This window comes from Caballeronia sp. KNU42 (genome assembly GCF_053760385.1).
Map to the genome: position 1 here is coordinate 1,973,094 of NZ_CM132388.1, position 14,658 is coordinate 1,987,751.

Genomic DNA, 14,658 nt, shown 5'->3' on the forward strand with positions numbered 1-14,658 from the left:
GCCGCGCTCAACCGCAACGGCCGTACTTGTCGTCGAAGCGAACGATGTCGTCCTCGCCAAGGTAACTGCCGGACTGCACTTCAATGATCTCGAGCGGTACGCAGCCCGGATTCTCCAAACGATGCAACATGCCAAGCGGGATATAAGTCGATTCGTTTTCGCTCAGCAGGAATTCTTCTTCACCGCGCGTCACTCGCGCCGTACCGCACACGACGGTCCAGTGTTCGGCCCGGTGGTGATGCATTTGCAACGAGAGCCGGCCGCCCGGATTCACCACGATGCGCTTCACCTGGAAACGCTCGCCACGATCGATCGAGTCGTAAAAACCCCACGGACGCCTAACCTTTCTGTGGTTATCGGCTTCCGGCGACTTCTGTTGCTTGATGCGCGCAACCAGCCCCTTGATGTCCTGGACCCGCGAGCGGTCGCAAATCAGCACGGCGTCGTCGGTCTCCACCACGATCAGGTTCTGCGTGCCAACGCAGGCCACCAGCCGTCCGCCTTCCGAGCGCGCATAGGTCGCTGTTGCGCCTTCGAACACCACTCGCCCGTTCGCCACGTTGCCCGATTCATCCTTGTCCGATGCGTCCCACACAGCGTCCCACGAGCCGAGATCCGACCAGCCGGCTTCCAGCGGAACAACTACACCCTTGAAGGGCGAATCGGGGGCCCCGAGATGCTCCATCACGGCGTAGTCGATGGAGTCCGATGGAGACTGGCCGAATTGGACTGCATCTGGCCGCAAGTATCCACCAGACAAATCAGCTTGTTCGTGCGACGCGACACATGCCGCGTACATATTTGGCTGCAGTTGCTCGAGCACGGCAAGCCACACTGATGCACGCACGACGAAAATGCCGCTGTTCCACCAGTAGGTGCCGGCTGCGACGTATTGCGCCGCAAGCTCGGCTACCGGCTTTTCGACGAACCGGTCAATCCCATAGGCTCCGTCGGCAAGCGGCTCGCCGAGAGCGATATAGCCGAAGCCGGTATCGGGACGCGTGGGGGGCACGCCAAGCGTGGCGATATGGCCCGCTTGCGCATGACGCGCCGCAATCGCAATTGAGCGGTGCAACGCCGGGACATCCGCTATGGCGTGATCCGCCGGCATGGCGATCAGGATGGCGTCCTGGCCGTCCGCGCAGGCGGTCAACGCTGCAAGCGTCAGCGCGGGCGCCGTGTCGCGGCGTGCCGGTTCCACCACGATGCGCGCTTTCACGCCGCTTTCGCGAACCTGATCGTCCGTCGCAACGCGATGCTCCTCGCCACACACGATCACCGACTCCGCCACCACGTCCCACTCTTGCGGAAAGCCTTTCATGCGCTGCACGGTGGACTGCAGCAACGACTCTGCGCCCATCACGCCGATAAGCTGTTTCGGGAACTGCTCGCGCGACATGGGCCAGAGCCGAGTGCCCGAGCCGCCCGCGAGGATCACCTGGACGAGGCGCCGGCAAGTCGTTGCGATCCCGGAGGGGTTCGTCACGCCGGTTACGTCGCCGAGGCTTTGCGTTACATGGGTATCCATATTAGTTATCCTATGTTCTGGTTGGCCCGGATGCCGGGCGCTACTGTTGGCGTTGGTTGTCGAGCGCGGGCCTTTCAATCCGCATGGTTCGCTCGTCGCACGTGATCAAGACAATCAATATTTGCAGTGGCCTCAGCCACCGTTGCCGCGGCTTTGCATCCGGTATTCGGTCGGCGAAATCAGGAGGCGCCTGCGGAAGATCTTGGCAAGCCGGTCGCCGTTGCCCATGCCGCTGCGGCGAGCGATCTTGTCCACGGGCAATTCGGAATCGGTGAGCAGGGTGCAGGCGACGGCCAGGCGCGCCTGCAACAGGTAATCTGAAGGCGTAGTGCCCGTCTCGATCTTGAAACAGCGCAGGAAGTTGCGCTCGCTCATGGCGGCCGCTTGTGCCGCATTCACTACCGAGATGGGCCGTTCGCAGTTGTCCTGCAGCCAGCGCGCCGCCGTGCGGATCTTGTCACCTGCAGAAGCCGTGCCGTTGTCGCATAACAGCGGCGCCAGTTTGGTGGTCCAACCCGGCATCAGGCGTTCCGCGACACCGCGAGCGATCTCGACGCCAAGATCACGCTTGATCAGCAGAAGCGCGCCCTTCATCGATTCATAGCGATCGCTGGATTCGCTCCAGAGCTCGTCGCGCATCGGGCTCGTCATCGAATGGCCGAATTTCATCTGCGACACCCGGGCGTGGCCAATACCGGCTGCGTCCAGCACCTTGCGGCCCTCGGCAATCGACATGACCGAGGTCGTGTTGGAACGCACGCGCTTTAGCCACTCCACGATGCGCTCGTCGCCTGCGGCGCTATCGGCGCCCTTGCCACCGGCCACGAAGAGCGCGTCAAAGCCGCCGTAGTGGCGCGCGTCGAGTCCATCGGTCCAGACGCTTACCGAGGAGGAGCAGGCTACGTTGCCCCCGTCCGCGGAAAGAAACCGCACGTCGTAGGTCCAGTCGTGTCGAGCCTTGGATCCCGCCAGTTCATTGGCTATATGAAAGACCTCTGCCACGAAGCCTGCGCTGAGCAACGAAAAGCCGTCGAACAGGACAATTGCTATCCGGTGCACCTGAGCGTTGAAGATGGTAGTCACAGGTTGCAGCCTCCCCACGACAGCGGGTTCTGCATTGGCGTATGGCATGGCGTTTCCCTGCAAGTTTAACGAACCCATTGAGGCCGGACACGAATTTTCATTGCGGTGCATCATGGACGTCCTCATAAGCGTTTAGGCTGTCGTGACGGAATGTAGCGAGAATGTTGCCGGAAAAATCTCGACGCCGCCATTTCAAATCTACTCAATGCGTGTCCTTCCCATCATTCAAACGAAGATTGCTGCCGAGCATTGCGCTTGCATCGATGGGATTTACGATCTTTTAGATTAAATGGTTCACTGGCAGAGTATGTCGAGGCGAACCGGCAGTGCTTATCGAGCGTACTTGACGGAGGTGTCGAGCGTCACGCGAAACCCTGCCCGAACGGCTTAAAGTCCCGCCCGACAAGGCTTTGGCGATGTACCCGAATCATGGGAGGAGCAGAGAAGGCTCGTTGGATGCGCAATATCACATTTCCGAAACATCAACGACCTGTCAGAAACGCGTGGTCGATAAACTATCGGGGCACTATCTGTTATGGGTGCAGCAGCGAGGTTAAAATGGCAAACGCAGGCAATTGATGCTTCGGTTTGGCGTGCAGATTAACAAAAGTATTCAGGTAATGTTGGCGAGCGCACATACACGCCTCTGATTATGCTGTTTAATAATGCGTTCGATTATTCGATTTAATCAGTTGAAGCGAATGTATTTAGATTGGACAGGGGCCTTCCCCAAGCTGTCGCGCATGCTCGGCGCATCCAAAATAGCCCCGCCCAAGGCGGGCAAAAAATCATAGCGCCACCGGGGCGTGAGATCCGTTTTGCCTGACCTGGGAAGCACAGGTTGCGCGCCCTGGTTTGGACTGACGCCTCGCGATTTCCTCCAGCTTATTACTCGAATACCGAAGACATCTGCCAACATCTCGCGCTTTTCAGCCGGGTGCACTCTCTCTTTACCCCCGCCGCGTATAGTGCGACGCATGCGACACAGATTCCCGCCGCGCGGAATCGACAACGGAGAAGAGTCGATGGAACACGCAAACCAGCCGGGCCGACTCCACATCGCGGGTTCGGCCGACGTCAGCATGGCCCCGCCGGTCGCCTCGACCCAGGCAGGCGAATTCAATAGAGCGTCGGATACGAGATCGACGCCCAGGCGCATCGGTGTCCTGATCTTTGAAGATTTTTCCCTCATCGAAGTGAGTTCGATCTCCGAGGTGTTTGCGCTCGCGAATGAACTTCAGCCGCCGACGGAGAAAGATCCTGGCAATCTCAACTACTCGCTGCTGTTCTTATCGAGCGATGGCGGCAGCGTCGCAAGCAGTTGCTCCATGCGCATCTGGACCGAAAGTCTCGATACGAAATGGATGAGCGATTGCGACGCACTGTTCATCGCGGGTGGTGAAGGCGCGCAGCACGCCAAGCTCGATCAGCAGTTGCTGAAACGCCTGTCCCGTGTCGCGTCGAACATCTCGTTCGTGAAGGCCATCGGCGAAGGATCGCAGATTCTGTCCGCAGCTAATCTTTCACCACACAATCGCGCGACTGACTTCGAGGGTCCGACCGTTGCGTCCGCGCTGGCGAGTTCGTTCTTTTTCGCGGGACAAACGCTCGCGCTCAACGATCCCAAGGGTCCGATCGCGGCTGCGCTATCGATCATCCAGAGCGATCACGGGCCGGCGATTGCACGAGAAGTATCGGACCGGTTCGTTCCGGGTGCATGGCCGAAGCTCTCGTCGATGCTCGACGACACCGAAGCCGGCGGGGTTCGTCAAAAGATCGACGCGGCCGCGCGCTGGATGCGCGAAAATTACGTCCACCGGATTTCGATCGCCGATGCGGCAAATGTCGCCACCATGAGCGAACGAAATTTCCTGCGCTGCTTCAAAGCCCAGATCGGACTGACACCGTCGGAATATTTGTTGCGCGCGCGGCTGGATGCGAGCTGTATGCTGCTCGCGGCGACCGACCTTCCGGTCGACAAGATCGCGCGCCGGTGCGGTGCCGGTAGCGGCGATGGATTGGCTAAAATATTCCGCAAGCGGCTCGCCATTTCGCCGTCCGAATATCGGTTGGCCGGGCGCAGGAAAGCCGCCGAGCAGTAACGTAACAGGCCAATAATTTCAGCAGTATTCACAGCGCGACAAGCACAGCCGCGGCGCTTTGCGCCGCGGCTGTGCTTGTCGCGCTTTTCGGGGGATGGATGACGGGCATTACAGATTTAAGCTGGATCACCAATTTTGGCGACGCGGGCTTGACGCTGCCTATCGCGGCTGGTTGCGCGGTATGGCTGGGCACAAGCGACAAGCGCGAAGCGCTGATCTGGGTGGCATCACTTGCAGCCGCCCTCGCCCTGGTGGGCGCGACCAAGATCCTTTACGCCGGCTGTGGTATCGAAGTGCGTTCAATCGATTTCCGGATGATCAGCGGGCACACCATGCTGACGTCGTCCGTATGGGGCGTCGCGTTCGGTTTGCTCGCCGGCAGCAGGAACGTGAAGTGGTATCGGCTGGGTGCGGTGTCGGGGCTGGCGCTGGGCGCGCTGATCGGGGTGTGCCGCGTGGCCGATGGAGCGCACACGCCGAGCGAAGTGGTAGCGGGATGGATTCTCGGCAGCGGCATCGCCCTGTTCTTTCTGCGACGCTTTTTCAAGCAGCCACGCAGGATGCCGGGCTCGATCTTTGCCGGACTCGGCCTGCTCGCGATGTCGACCATTGCATACGGCCATCACGCGCCGATCCAGCAGATGCTCGTGATGTACTCGCCGTGGCTGTGCAGCTGGTTTGAATTCTAGTCTGGCCGGATGTCGCCGAGCTTGAAACCTGCAGAACTCAAGCTCGGCGTTGTTGGACGCTGGCTTTACAAGAGCCCTTTCGCGCTAGAGGGGCTCGATCAGTTCGGGCTGTTCTGCGATAGGCTCGGCAAGCAATGCCGGAAGCAGCGCAGGCATGCACTCACGCAGATACGCTTCGAACCCTTCGCCCACCTCCGGGTGCTGCAAGGCGAGTTGCACCGTCGCCTTCAAATAGCCGAGCTTGCTGCCGCAATCGAAACGCGTGCCGTAGTACCGGTACGCCAGCACCTGCTCCACCGCCAACAGCGACGCAATAGCATCGGTTAGCTGAATCTCGCCACCACTGCCCGGCCGCATATTTCGAAGATGAGAGAAAATGCCGGGCATGAAGACGTAGCGCCCCACAACACCCAGATTCGATGGCGCCAAAGCCGGCTGCGGCTTCTCCACGATCCCCGAGAGCTTGATGATGTCCTCTTCCCACTCGCGCCCTTCAATCACGCCATACGAGGCGCTATCGACACGGTTGATGCGCTCCACGCCAATCACCGAGCTGTGGTAATGATTGAAGACATCGACTAATTGCTTCATGACCGGCTCTTTGCTATGGAGCAAATCGTCGGCAAGGATCACGGCAAACGGGTTGTCGCCGATCAACTTCTCCGCGCACAGTACCGCGTGACCCAGCCCGAGCGCAGTCGGCTGGCGCACGTAAAAGCAGTCCACGTTCGCCGGCTTGATGTTGCGCACGACTTCAAGCAACGCCTCCTTACCGCGCGCTTCGAGTTCCGCCTCGATCTCGTACGATTTGTCGAAGTGATCTTCAATGGCCCGCTTACTTCGGCCCGTCACGAAAATCATTTCCGTGATTCCGGCGGCTATGGCTTCTTCGACCGCATACTGAATCAGCGGCTTATCGACGACAGGCAGCATCTCCTTCGGACTCGCCTTGGTGGCGGGCAGAAAACGAGTGCCAAGTCCGGCGACGGGAAATACGGCTTTGGTGACTTTCAGCATCGCGCGCGCTATCCAAAAATGCTTTCAAATTAATACACGAACGCCCGTTCGTGCAGTGTCCAATACGGCTACTTCGCGGCTACTTCGCGTCTGCCCGAATTTTTTCGATGAACGCATCCATCGCGGCGTGATAGCTTGTTTTGAGCCCGCATTGAAAGCTCACCGCGTGCGCTGCGACGCGAAACGCTGACCTGCTGCGCCGCTGCGCGGGAACCTTCCGTGGTCGTGGCTGAACAATCCGTGGCCCGAAAAAATATTCAATGCGTCTGCCGCACGTTCGCTTGCTTGAACGTTTATTCCAGGTCGTCCGAATGAGGAAACCGAACGCCCGATGCGCTCAGTCTCGACATTGGATCGTTACGTAGCGCGTCCCGATAAGCGGAAACCGCGGCGAGTACCAGCAATACAGCAATACCGGCGAGTGCGTGCATGTCCATGGCGTGTCCTCGTTTTCGAATGGTTTGAACTGAAGTTAGCAGAAAAAAAACGACAAATAATTGCTGATTAAATTCGTTACCTTTTCGAACAGAGAGTGGACGTTTTTTTCCCGTCATCCGCATGACGCGTTATTCGCCAAGCATATTTTTCCATTATTTGCGGGACTAATATGACACTTGCCTAATGCCACTTGGTTAGCTGGAAGTACGCCCGGGAAGTACGCCCGCGAAGTACGCCCGATAAGGCGCTACGAGGCCGGGTGTCTGTCTCCGGCCTTAATTCAACCTGGACACGAGGTCTTCAATGAGCGATTCGTCCCTACTCGATCCGGGCGGCTCTTCCCTGCAGTTACCACTCGAACGCGCAGCCGCTGTCAGCATTGACGACCGCGACGTCGCCATCAACGCATGGCGCGGTTTCGCGGCGTTATTGGTCGCTTATTTTCACTGCCGCCAAATCACGTGGATTGGCATACAGCAATTCCACAAAAGCGGGGCCGGATTCGACCTCAACACTATTTTCAGCTATCTCACCTTTCCGATTGCGTGGGGCTCGGCCGGTGTACCGATCTTTTTCGTGATCAGTGGCTACTGCATTCATCGCGCGACGGCACGCAAGCTGCTAGCCAATCCCGCCGCGCCCTTCGATACCGGCAACTTCCTGATGCGCCGCTTTGCACGGATCTATCCGGTGTTGCTGGCGGCCCTGGTGCTGACGTATGTGCTGGACACGTTCAGCCTCGGCTTCACGCCGGTCAGCCCCAAGATTGGCACAGCGAATCTGCATTTGTTCATCGTCAACCTGCTCTCGCTGCAAGGCGTGGCCGGCGGCACGTTCGGATCGAACGGAGCGTTGTGGACGCTGTCGCTCGAAGTTCAGTTCTATCTTGTGTATCCGTTGCTGATTGCATTGCGCCGGCGGATCGGCATGAAGGCGGTGCTGGCTTGCGTGGGTATCGTCAACGTGATTTCGGCGTTCGTATTCGAGCGCCACGAGATCGTGTTGTTCACCTCGTACTGGTTCTCATGGACGCTCGGCGCGTGGATCGCCGAAGCGAAAGCCGCGCCCGATGCACGGAAGATGCCGAACGGGTCGATGACGTTGAAGATCGCGGCCGTAGTGATTGCATTGACCGGCTGCGGCGCATTCAAGTTCGGGCAATACCTGGCGTTCCAGTTCTGGGCGCTCGCGTTCGCGGTGTATCTGTTCCAGGCACTCGATAAACCCATGCGCAACTCGTTGCCGGTAAGAGGTTTTTCGTGGCTCGGCGAGTTCAGCTTCTCACTGTATATCGTGCATATTCCGATCCTTATCCTGCTCGGATCGGTGCTGTTCCACTCGGCGTTGCAAACCACCATCTGGGCGTCGTTCGCGTTCATGCTTGTGCCGGTCACCGTGGCTTACGTGTTCTATATGCTGGTTGAGCGTCCGGCGATGAACTGGTCGGCAAGCCTCAGGCGGCGTCAGTCGGCGAACGCTTAGGGTCATTGCCGGCTTACAACGGAACGAACAAGCCCCGCGTCGCAGCAAGATCGTTCGGTCAGGCTTCCTGTGAAAAACCGCGCTCAGTCATGAGGGCGGTTTTTTTCTGCCTGAGTGCCTGCCTGAGTGCCTGCCGCATGCGGCACGAGTTTGAGCAGGTTTCCAGAGCAGCTCTTAACCACGATAAACTGAGCGACGGCAAATCCGCTTGGAGGATAATTGCCGTCCACCAGGAAATCGATCATGTTGCAGCTCAGTGAGCGAGACGCGGCAATGCTGAACGCAGACATGGGCAGCGGCGTTGCGCTTGCCATGAGGATCGTTACGCGCACGGCGAACGTCATGGGCGCTGACAGGTTGATCGATATCACATCGGCGCATATAGACGGTTGTCTTTATCACGGAGCGGCAAGCCTCGATTTCGTCGAACGATTCGTCCTGAGTGAAACGCGGGTAGCCGTGCCCACGACGCTGAATGTCGGCTCTCTCGACTTGATCCATCCCGAGCTGTATCACGGAGAGCAAAGCACCCGGCGCGCCGCCGAACGGCTCATGAAAGCCCACATCGAACTGGGATGCGAGTCGAGTTTCACCTGCGCGCCTTATCAGCTCAAACATCGTCCCAAGCTTGGAGACCAGATAGCCTGGGCGGAATCCAACGCCATCGTATTCGCGAATTCGGTCCTGGGCGCCCGCACCAGCCGATACGGCGACTTCCTCGATCTCGCCGCCGCGATCACGGGCCGAGCGCCCTACGCCGGCTTGCATGTCACTGAAAATCGGGCGGCCCGGATCCTGATCCGGGTTGCCGATTTCAGCGCCCTTCCCGGCCGCGATGTGTTCTTCGCTGCGCTTGGCTTCGTGCTTGGCAAAGTCGCGGGCGCGAGCGTTGCGGCCATCGATGGTCTGCCGCCCGATACTACCGAGGACGAGCTGAAGGCGCTCGGAGCAGCGGCGGCTTCGAGCGGCGCGGTGGCGCTTTTTCATGGCATCGGCATCACACCGGAAGCGCCGACGCTCGACGCAGCGTTTCAGGGCAAGCCGCCCGCTCAGGTGATCGATGTTTCGCTGAATGAGCTTCGCGACGTTCGCCGGCATCTTAATCATGCGAAGCCCGGTGATGCACTGGTCGCCGTCAGCCTTGGAACGCCGCATTTTTCCGTCGCAGAATTCGAGCAGCTCTCTGCGCTGTTCGCAGCGTGCTCCGCTCCGCTCGCATGCGACTTCTATGTGAACACCAGCCGGTTCGTGTTGTGGCAACTCGAGTCGTCGGGCATAGCGGATGCCCTTGCGTCACGAGGCGTACAAATCGTCCTCGATACCTGCACCTACATCACGCCCGTCATGAAAAAGATGAGCGGTCTGGTCATGACGAACTCGGGCAAGTGGGCCCATTACGCGCCCGCGAATATCGGCGTCCAGGTGGCGTTTGGAAGCATGAACGAATGTGTGCGCTCCGCTTTCGCGGGAAAGGTTTGCTTCGATGAATCCACAAGCCAGCTTTAAAGCCGAGGCCCTTACGAGCGGATTCGCGCGGGGGCCTGGCGTCTTGATTGAACCGCTGAGTTTCTGGGGCGGGTACGACGCCGAAGCCGGAACCATTGTCGAACAATCGCATCCGGCCTTCGGTCAGAGCCTTGCCGGCGTGATCCTGCTGATGGCGCGAGCAAAGGGGTCGAGTTCGAGCAGCAGTGTGCTTGCCGAAGCCATACGCAACAAAACCGGACCTGCGGGCATTGTGTTATGCGAGCGCGACCTGATCATTGCCATTGGCGTGATCGTCGCGAACGAACTCTATGCGTCACAGGTCCCGCTCGTTCTCGCCAGCAGCGAAGATTTCGAACGGCTGTCCAAGACCGGCGGCGTCATCCAGATAGACGCGCGGGCCGGCGAAGAGACAGCGCGGGTTGAGATCGAACGTTTTCGCGCGCTTTAGCTACGCCCGTTTCAACCGCGACTTCCCGGCGACATCGGAAAGAATCTTCTGGACACTTTCCACGTACCGTTTGGTCCCGAAGCGGCTGACCGCATTCGCGTAACCCCGCTCGACCAGCCGGTCGCGCAAACCCGCATCGGCTGACAACTCGCCAAGCGCCCCCGCGAGCGCACGGACATCGCCGGGCGTGCACATGATGCCGTTCTCGCGGTCCTCGATAATGTCCGTCACACCGCCCGCACGCGCCGCCACGACCGGCCGCTTCGCCAGCATGCCTTCAATGATCACGCGCCCGAACGGCTCCGGGCTGATGGAGGTGTGCGTGACCACGTCAACGGCTTTCATGCACGCCGCGATGTCATGCTGGAAGCCGAGGAAATGCACGCGATCGGTGAGACCATGTTCCTGCACGTAGGCACGCAATTCCGCCTCGTAGGCGTCCTCGCCGAAGAGCGCTGCCCCTACCAGCACGGCGTGCATCTCCGGGGCCTCCAGGAGCGCCTCAAGCAGGATATGCTGCCCTTTCCAGCGTGCGAGCCGGCTGAACGAGCCGACGAGAAACGCGTCCCGGGGCAGACCGAAGCGCGCTCGCAACTCGTGCTGCGCAACGGACTCCAGTTCAGTGAACGGCTCGGCGGAAATGCCGTTGAACACCACGTCCAGCCGTTCCTCTTTCAACCGCGTCAACGCGGTGAGCGCGGCGGCGGACGCCGTCGAATTCGCGATCACGCGTTCCAGCATCAGCTTCGTGCACCACTTGATGATGGTGAGCTGCGTCTTGCCGAAATGCTCCGGGCTGACGATATCGCGCAGATGCCACACGACCGGCCGCCGCGAGATCAGTCCGGCGATTGCGCCGACCACCATCGCGCGCTGCGTGTTCACGTAGATCACATCCGCGTTGCGCGATCTTTCCAGCGTGCCGCGCACGAGGCCCATCACGCCGCCAATCATGCCCTTGCCCGGCCCCTTCAGCCCGCCGTCCTTGCTCAAGCCACCGAGCGCGGCGCCGTCGAGCACATCGACTTTGATGCCGACTGCTTCGAGTGCGATGCGAAACGGGCCGTCGTCGAACAGCACGGTCTCGTTGGTGCCGCGCATGTTCTTCATCACCTCGAGCAACGATAATTCCGCGCCGCCCAGCACACCGCTTTGATCGACAGCGAGCACGCGCATTGCATCGGCCTCTTCGTGATCGCGGTCCAGTTGCGAAGCCGCGGCCGCGATTGCGGGGTCGGCCACGGGCACGGGCGGCATGGCAGGCGGTGCAAGCGTGAATTGAGGCGCGACGCTTTGCACATAAGCGCGCAGGCCATCGCGGAAATGCTTGATCGAAAAACGCTCGGCATTCGCACGGCAATCCGCAGGATTGATCTTCACCGCACCGCGTTCGAAACCTTCCACGGCATCGATGATCGAGGCGGTCGTCTGTGCGTCAAAGAACAGGCCCGTCGGGCGCGCGTGCGAACCATCCAGCACGGTCTCCAGCGCGCCGCCCTTGCTGTACGCGATCACCGGCGTACCGCACGCTTGCGCCTCGACCACCGAGATGCCGAAGTCCTCTTCCGCCGCGAAGACGAACGCCTTCGCGCGCCGCATCTTGTCCTGCAACACCGAGAACGGCTGATAGCCCATGATCTCGATGTTCGGCGTCGCCTTGTCGCGGATCTTGCGCATGTCAGGGCCGTCGCCGATCACGATCAGCTTGCGCTCAGGCATCTTCGCGAACGCTTCCACGATCAAATCGATCTTCTTGTACGGCACCATCCGCGACGCCGTCAGATAGAAGTCCTCTTTCACTTCGCAAAGCTGGAACGCTTCGACATCGACGGGCGGAAAGATCACATGCGAATCGCGGTGATAGACCTTCTTGACCCGTCGCGCGATGAACGCCGAGTTCGCGATGAAATGGTCCACTGAATTCGACGTACGGTTGTCCCAGTTGCGCATGTAGTGCAGCACCAGACGCGCGAGCAGCGACTTCACGCCAGCGGTGAGATTCGATTGCTGCAAGTACTGATGCTGCAGATCCCATGCATAGCGAATGGGTGAATGCACGTAGCTGATATGAATCTGATCAGGACCTGTCAGCACGCCCTTCGCTACCGCGTGACTGCTTGAAATCACGAGGTCATAGCCGGACACGTCGAGCTGTTCGATCGCGAGCGGCATCAGCGGCAGATACGAGCGATAGCGTTTTTTTGCTTGCGGCAGTTTCTGGATGAACGAAGTGGTGACCTTCTTGCCACGCATCCACGACCGCTCTTCCATGAAGTCGACGACGCTGAAAAGATCGGCATCGGGAAAGCACATGATGATCTGTTCAAGCACCTTCTCCGCGCCGGCGAAAGCGACGAGCCAGTCATGCACGATCGCGACCCGCGGCACGCGTTTCGCGACTCTTGCACGATGTCGCAGTGGCGTGTCCTGCACGGCAGGCGGCAGCAGGCCGACTGGGTTGAGCGGCACTCGCACCGTGTCGATTACCGCTTCATCGAGATCATGTCTCATGTGTCTCTCCTCACCTTAAACCGTGGATTTCACGCGCCGTTTCAGGCGCACATTCAACTCGTGGACGAAGCTGCGCGCCATGGAGCGCAACGCGGGCCGCGTGAGAAGGGAGCAGCAGCAATTGAGGCCTGCGATGACGAACGCCGCTGCGATTGATTGCAGCGGGTACTGGATTGGATCGATGACAAACGCCACGCCGAGGCCCGCGACAAGAAACGCGAGGTGCATGAGCATGTCGACGGCGATGGGCCGGGCGTTGATACGTGAGATCCACAGCAGCAACCCATAGTCGGCGAGCGAGCGCAGCACGACCACGCTGGCCGCGCCGATAGGCCCGAAGTGCGCGATGCCGAACCACAGTGCGGTGACGAAGAACGGCAGTTGCACCACGCCGATACGCGCTGCCGTGGCGGGATTGATTTGCGACTGGATCATGATGCGCGTGACGCTGGCCTGTCCGACGAGCCACACGCCGATGATCAGGATCCGGCCTACAGGTGCACTCGCAATGGCGATTTCCTGTCCGACCCAGAGATGCAGGAAGGGCGCGAGCACGAGCATGACGAAGAGCGCGATGGGGGTGAAGACACCGTTGAGGAATTCGAGCGACTGCTGGACCATGGCGTCGGCGTGTTCGCGTTTGACGGCGGACAAGCGCGGGAACAGGGTGCGAACGAGTGAGTTCGGCAGCATGTTCAGGCGGGTGACGAGATTCTGCGGAACGGTGTAGTACGTGACGAAACGCGCGCCGAGATTTGCCCCCAGGAGGATGCGGTCGAGCGAGTCCGTGATCATGCTGGAGATGGTCGCGACCAGCATCCAGCCGCCGAATTTGAACAGGCCACCGGCCACGCCTAGTTGCGGCCATTCGATGCGTTTGAGGTCGAGCACCTTGATGCTCGCTCGCGCTAGCAGGATGACGGCGAGCACGCGTGCGACGACGGCGGCGGCGAGTACGGTTTGGAGGTTCGGTGCGATTTTCCAGGCCGCGGCGAGCGGCAGCAACTGGAACAGGAACGTGCCGATGGTTTGATTGGTGTTGTAGATGCCGAAGCGTTCGACGCCGTTGATGGCGCCGGCGCAGACCCATGACACGTTGGCGATGGGGATGGCTAGCGCTAGCCATGGGAGGGCGTGATAGACCTCGCGTTGCATGGCGGGGGATGAGTGTGCGACGTAGGCGGTGTAGGCGAATGCGCCGAAGTAGATGAGGATGCCGCCGATGATGCCGGTGCCGAGGTTGAGCCAGATGGCGCTCCAGAACACGCGCGAACGGGCTTCGGGGTCGTTGGCGGCGTGGGCCTTTGAGATGGCGTGTTGAGCAGCCATGCCCATGCCGAGATCGAGAATGCCGAAGTAGCCGATGAGGGTCCAGACGAGGCTGATCACGCCGTAGCGCTCGACGCCGACGAGATGGATGTATGCGGGCACAGTGATCAACGAGACGAAGGTAGGAAGTACCAGTCCCGAGAAGTTGATCGCCATGTTCTTCACCATCGATTTTTCCATCGTTCGCACTCGTTCTTCAGGGGTTTGGGTGGGAGGGGGTTTGGGGGCGGTGGGTGGGGTGGCGGGTTCTGGGGTTAGTGGTCGGGGTTAGTGGTCGGGGTCAGTGCCGGGTTGCCAGGTTCATGCGTTAGCGGTCGGAGTCAGTGCCGGGTTGCTGCTTTCCAGGTTAGTGGTCTGCATGAGTTGGCTAATTTCTTCATCACTTTTAGCCACTGCGCGTGGCGGCGCGTCATTTCTTTGTCCAAAGCGACAAAGAAACGAAGCAAAGAAAACGCTTTCAAAACGCGGGCTCATAAGTTGACCCAGCGTGCAGTTTTCGCGTTTTTGGCACCCCAAAAGCACGGCGCTCGCAAGAGCGACGGA

The 14,658-nt window shown here is 59.9% G+C and carries 12 protein-coding genes; 5 read left to right on the forward strand and 7 right to left on the reverse strand.

Annotation, left to right across the window (positions count from 1 at the left end; translation table 11 throughout):
* Window positions 1–7 precede the first annotated feature (7 nt).
* Both ACSOSP_RS08885 and ACSOSP_RS08890 read right to left on the reverse strand, forming a co-directional pair.
* On the reverse strand, window positions 8–1,528 hold the full coding sequence (locus ACSOSP_RS08885; RefSeq protein ID WP_455310669.1) for a mannose-1-phosphate guanylyltransferase/mannose-6-phosphate isomerase: 1,521 nt from the start codon (window positions 1,526–1,528) through the stop codon (window positions 8–10).
* Between the two features lie 132 nt (window positions 1,529–1,660).
* The gene (locus tag ACSOSP_RS08890) at window positions 1,661–2,659 is read right to left on the reverse strand and encodes a GlxA family transcriptional regulator (RefSeq protein WP_455310670.1); all 999 of its coding nucleotides are present in this window, start codon (window positions 2,657–2,659) and stop codon (window positions 1,661–1,663) included.
* Between the two features lie 977 nt (window positions 2,660–3,636).
* Here ACSOSP_RS08890 and ACSOSP_RS08895 point away from each other — a divergent pair.
* Window positions 3,637–4,713 (forward strand): GlxA family transcriptional regulator, encoded by a 1,077-nt coding sequence (locus ACSOSP_RS08895; protein ID WP_455310672.1) that lies wholly within the window; start codon window positions 3,637–3,639, stop codon window positions 4,711–4,713.
* A gap of 98 nt (window positions 4,714–4,811) precedes the next feature.
* Window positions 4,812–5,402: a phosphatase PAP2 family protein gene (locus ACSOSP_RS08900; RefSeq protein ID WP_455310673.1), complete on the forward strand. Its 591-nt coding sequence runs from the start codon at window positions 4,812–4,814 to the stop codon at window positions 5,400–5,402.
* Window positions 5,403–5,486: 84 nt separating this feature from the next.
* On the opposite strand, the gene galU is transcribed toward ACSOSP_RS08900, so the two are convergent.
* Window positions 5,487–6,419 (reverse strand): UTP--glucose-1-phosphate uridylyltransferase GalU, encoded by a 933-nt coding sequence (galU, locus tag ACSOSP_RS08905; RefSeq protein ID WP_455310674.1) that lies wholly within the window; start codon window positions 6,417–6,419, stop codon window positions 5,487–5,489.
* Window positions 6,420–6,712: 293 nt separating this feature from the next.
* Window positions 6,713–6,856, reverse strand: coding sequence for a hypothetical protein (locus ACSOSP_RS08910; RefSeq protein WP_455310676.1), 144 nt, complete (start codon window positions 6,854–6,856; stop codon window positions 6,713–6,715).
* A gap of 304 nt (window positions 6,857–7,160) precedes the next feature.
* Here ACSOSP_RS08910 and ACSOSP_RS08915 point away from each other — a divergent pair, with 304 nt between their 5' ends.
* Window positions 7,161–8,339, forward strand: a complete 1,179-nt coding sequence (locus ACSOSP_RS08915) for an acyltransferase family protein (protein ID WP_455310677.1) — start codon at window positions 7,161–7,163, stop codon at window positions 8,337–8,339.
* 83 nt (window positions 8,340–8,422) lie between these two features.
* Here ACSOSP_RS08915 and ACSOSP_RS08920 read toward each other — a convergent pair whose 3' ends face one another.
* Window positions 8,423–8,584 carry a hypothetical protein gene (locus ACSOSP_RS08920; protein ID WP_455310678.1) on the reverse strand — a complete coding sequence of 54 codons (162 nt, stop codon included), beginning with the start codon at window positions 8,582–8,584 and terminating at the stop codon, window positions 8,423–8,425.
* On the opposite strand from ACSOSP_RS08920, the gene ACSOSP_RS08925 reads away from it, so the two are divergent.
* Both ACSOSP_RS08925 and ACSOSP_RS08930 read left to right on the forward strand, forming a co-directional pair.
* Window positions 8,583–9,845: an aconitase X gene (locus ACSOSP_RS08925; RefSeq protein ID WP_455310680.1), complete on the forward strand. Its 1,263-nt coding sequence runs from the start codon at window positions 8,583–8,585 to the stop codon at window positions 9,843–9,845. The two genes, ACSOSP_RS08920 and ACSOSP_RS08925, sit on opposite strands and share 2 nt — an antisense overlap.
* Window positions 9,823–10,275, forward strand: a complete 453-nt coding sequence (locus ACSOSP_RS08930) for an aconitase X swivel domain-containing protein (RefSeq protein ID WP_455310681.1) — start codon at window positions 9,823–9,825, stop codon at window positions 10,273–10,275. Before ACSOSP_RS08925 ends, ACSOSP_RS08930 begins: the two co-directional genes overlap by 23 nt.
* Here the strand turns inward: ACSOSP_RS08930 and ACSOSP_RS08935 are convergent, their stop codons facing one another.
* On the reverse strand, window positions 10,276–12,786 hold the full coding sequence (locus ACSOSP_RS08935; RefSeq protein WP_455310683.1) for a glycosyltransferase family 4 protein: 2,511 nt from the start codon (window positions 12,784–12,786) through the stop codon (window positions 10,276–10,278). It lies immediately after the preceding gene.
* A gap of 15 nt (window positions 12,787–12,801) precedes the next feature.
* Entirely contained in the window at window positions 12,802–14,295 is a 1,494-nt protein-coding gene (locus tag ACSOSP_RS08940; protein ID WP_455310684.1) for an oligosaccharide flippase family protein, read from the reverse strand.
* Window positions 14,296–14,658: the final 363 nt, after the last annotated feature.

What these genes read in the sequence shown, in the direction of transcription:
- ACSOSP_RS08940 (WP_455310684.1), bottom strand. Translation starts at nt 14,295, where the DNA reads ATGGAAAAATCGATGGTGAAGAACATGGCGATCAACTTCTCGGGACTG.
- ACSOSP_RS08915 (WP_455310677.1), top strand. Translation starts at nt 7,161, where the DNA reads ATGAGCGATTCGTCCCTACTCGATCCGGGCGGCTCTTCCCTGCAGTTA.
- ACSOSP_RS08895 (WP_455310672.1), top strand. Translation starts at nt 3,637, where the DNA reads ATGGAACACGCAAACCAGCCGGGCCGACTCCACATCGCGGGTTCGGCC.
- ACSOSP_RS08885 (WP_455310669.1), bottom strand. Translation starts at nt 1,528, where the DNA reads ATGGATACCCATGTAACGCAAAGCCTCGGCGACGTAACCGGCGTGACG.
- galU (WP_455310674.1), bottom strand. Translation starts at nt 6,419, where the DNA reads ATGCTGAAAGTCACCAAAGCCGTATTTCCCGTCGCCGGACTTGGCACT.
- ACSOSP_RS08920 (WP_455310678.1), bottom strand. Translation starts at nt 8,584, where the DNA reads ATGATCGATTTCCTGGTGGACGGCAATTATCCTCCAAGCGGATTTGCC.
- ACSOSP_RS08910 (WP_455310676.1), bottom strand. Translation starts at nt 6,856, where the DNA reads ATGGACATGCACGCACTCGCCGGTATTGCTGTATTGCTGGTACTCGCC.
- ACSOSP_RS08930 (WP_455310681.1), top strand. Translation starts at nt 9,823, where the DNA reads ATGAATCCACAAGCCAGCTTTAAAGCCGAGGCCCTTACGAGCGGATTC.
- ACSOSP_RS08925 (WP_455310680.1), top strand. Translation starts at nt 8,583, where the DNA reads ATGTTGCAGCTCAGTGAGCGAGACGCGGCAATGCTGAACGCAGACATG.
- ACSOSP_RS08890 (WP_455310670.1), bottom strand. Translation starts at nt 2,659, where the DNA reads ATGCCATACGCCAATGCAGAACCCGCTGTCGTGGGGAGGCTGCAACCT.
- ACSOSP_RS08935 (WP_455310683.1), bottom strand. Translation starts at nt 12,786, where the DNA reads ATGAGACATGATCTCGATGAAGCGGTAATCGACACGGTGCGAGTGCCG.
- ACSOSP_RS08900 (WP_455310673.1), top strand. Translation starts at nt 4,812, where the DNA reads ATGACGGGCATTACAGATTTAAGCTGGATCACCAATTTTGGCGACGCG.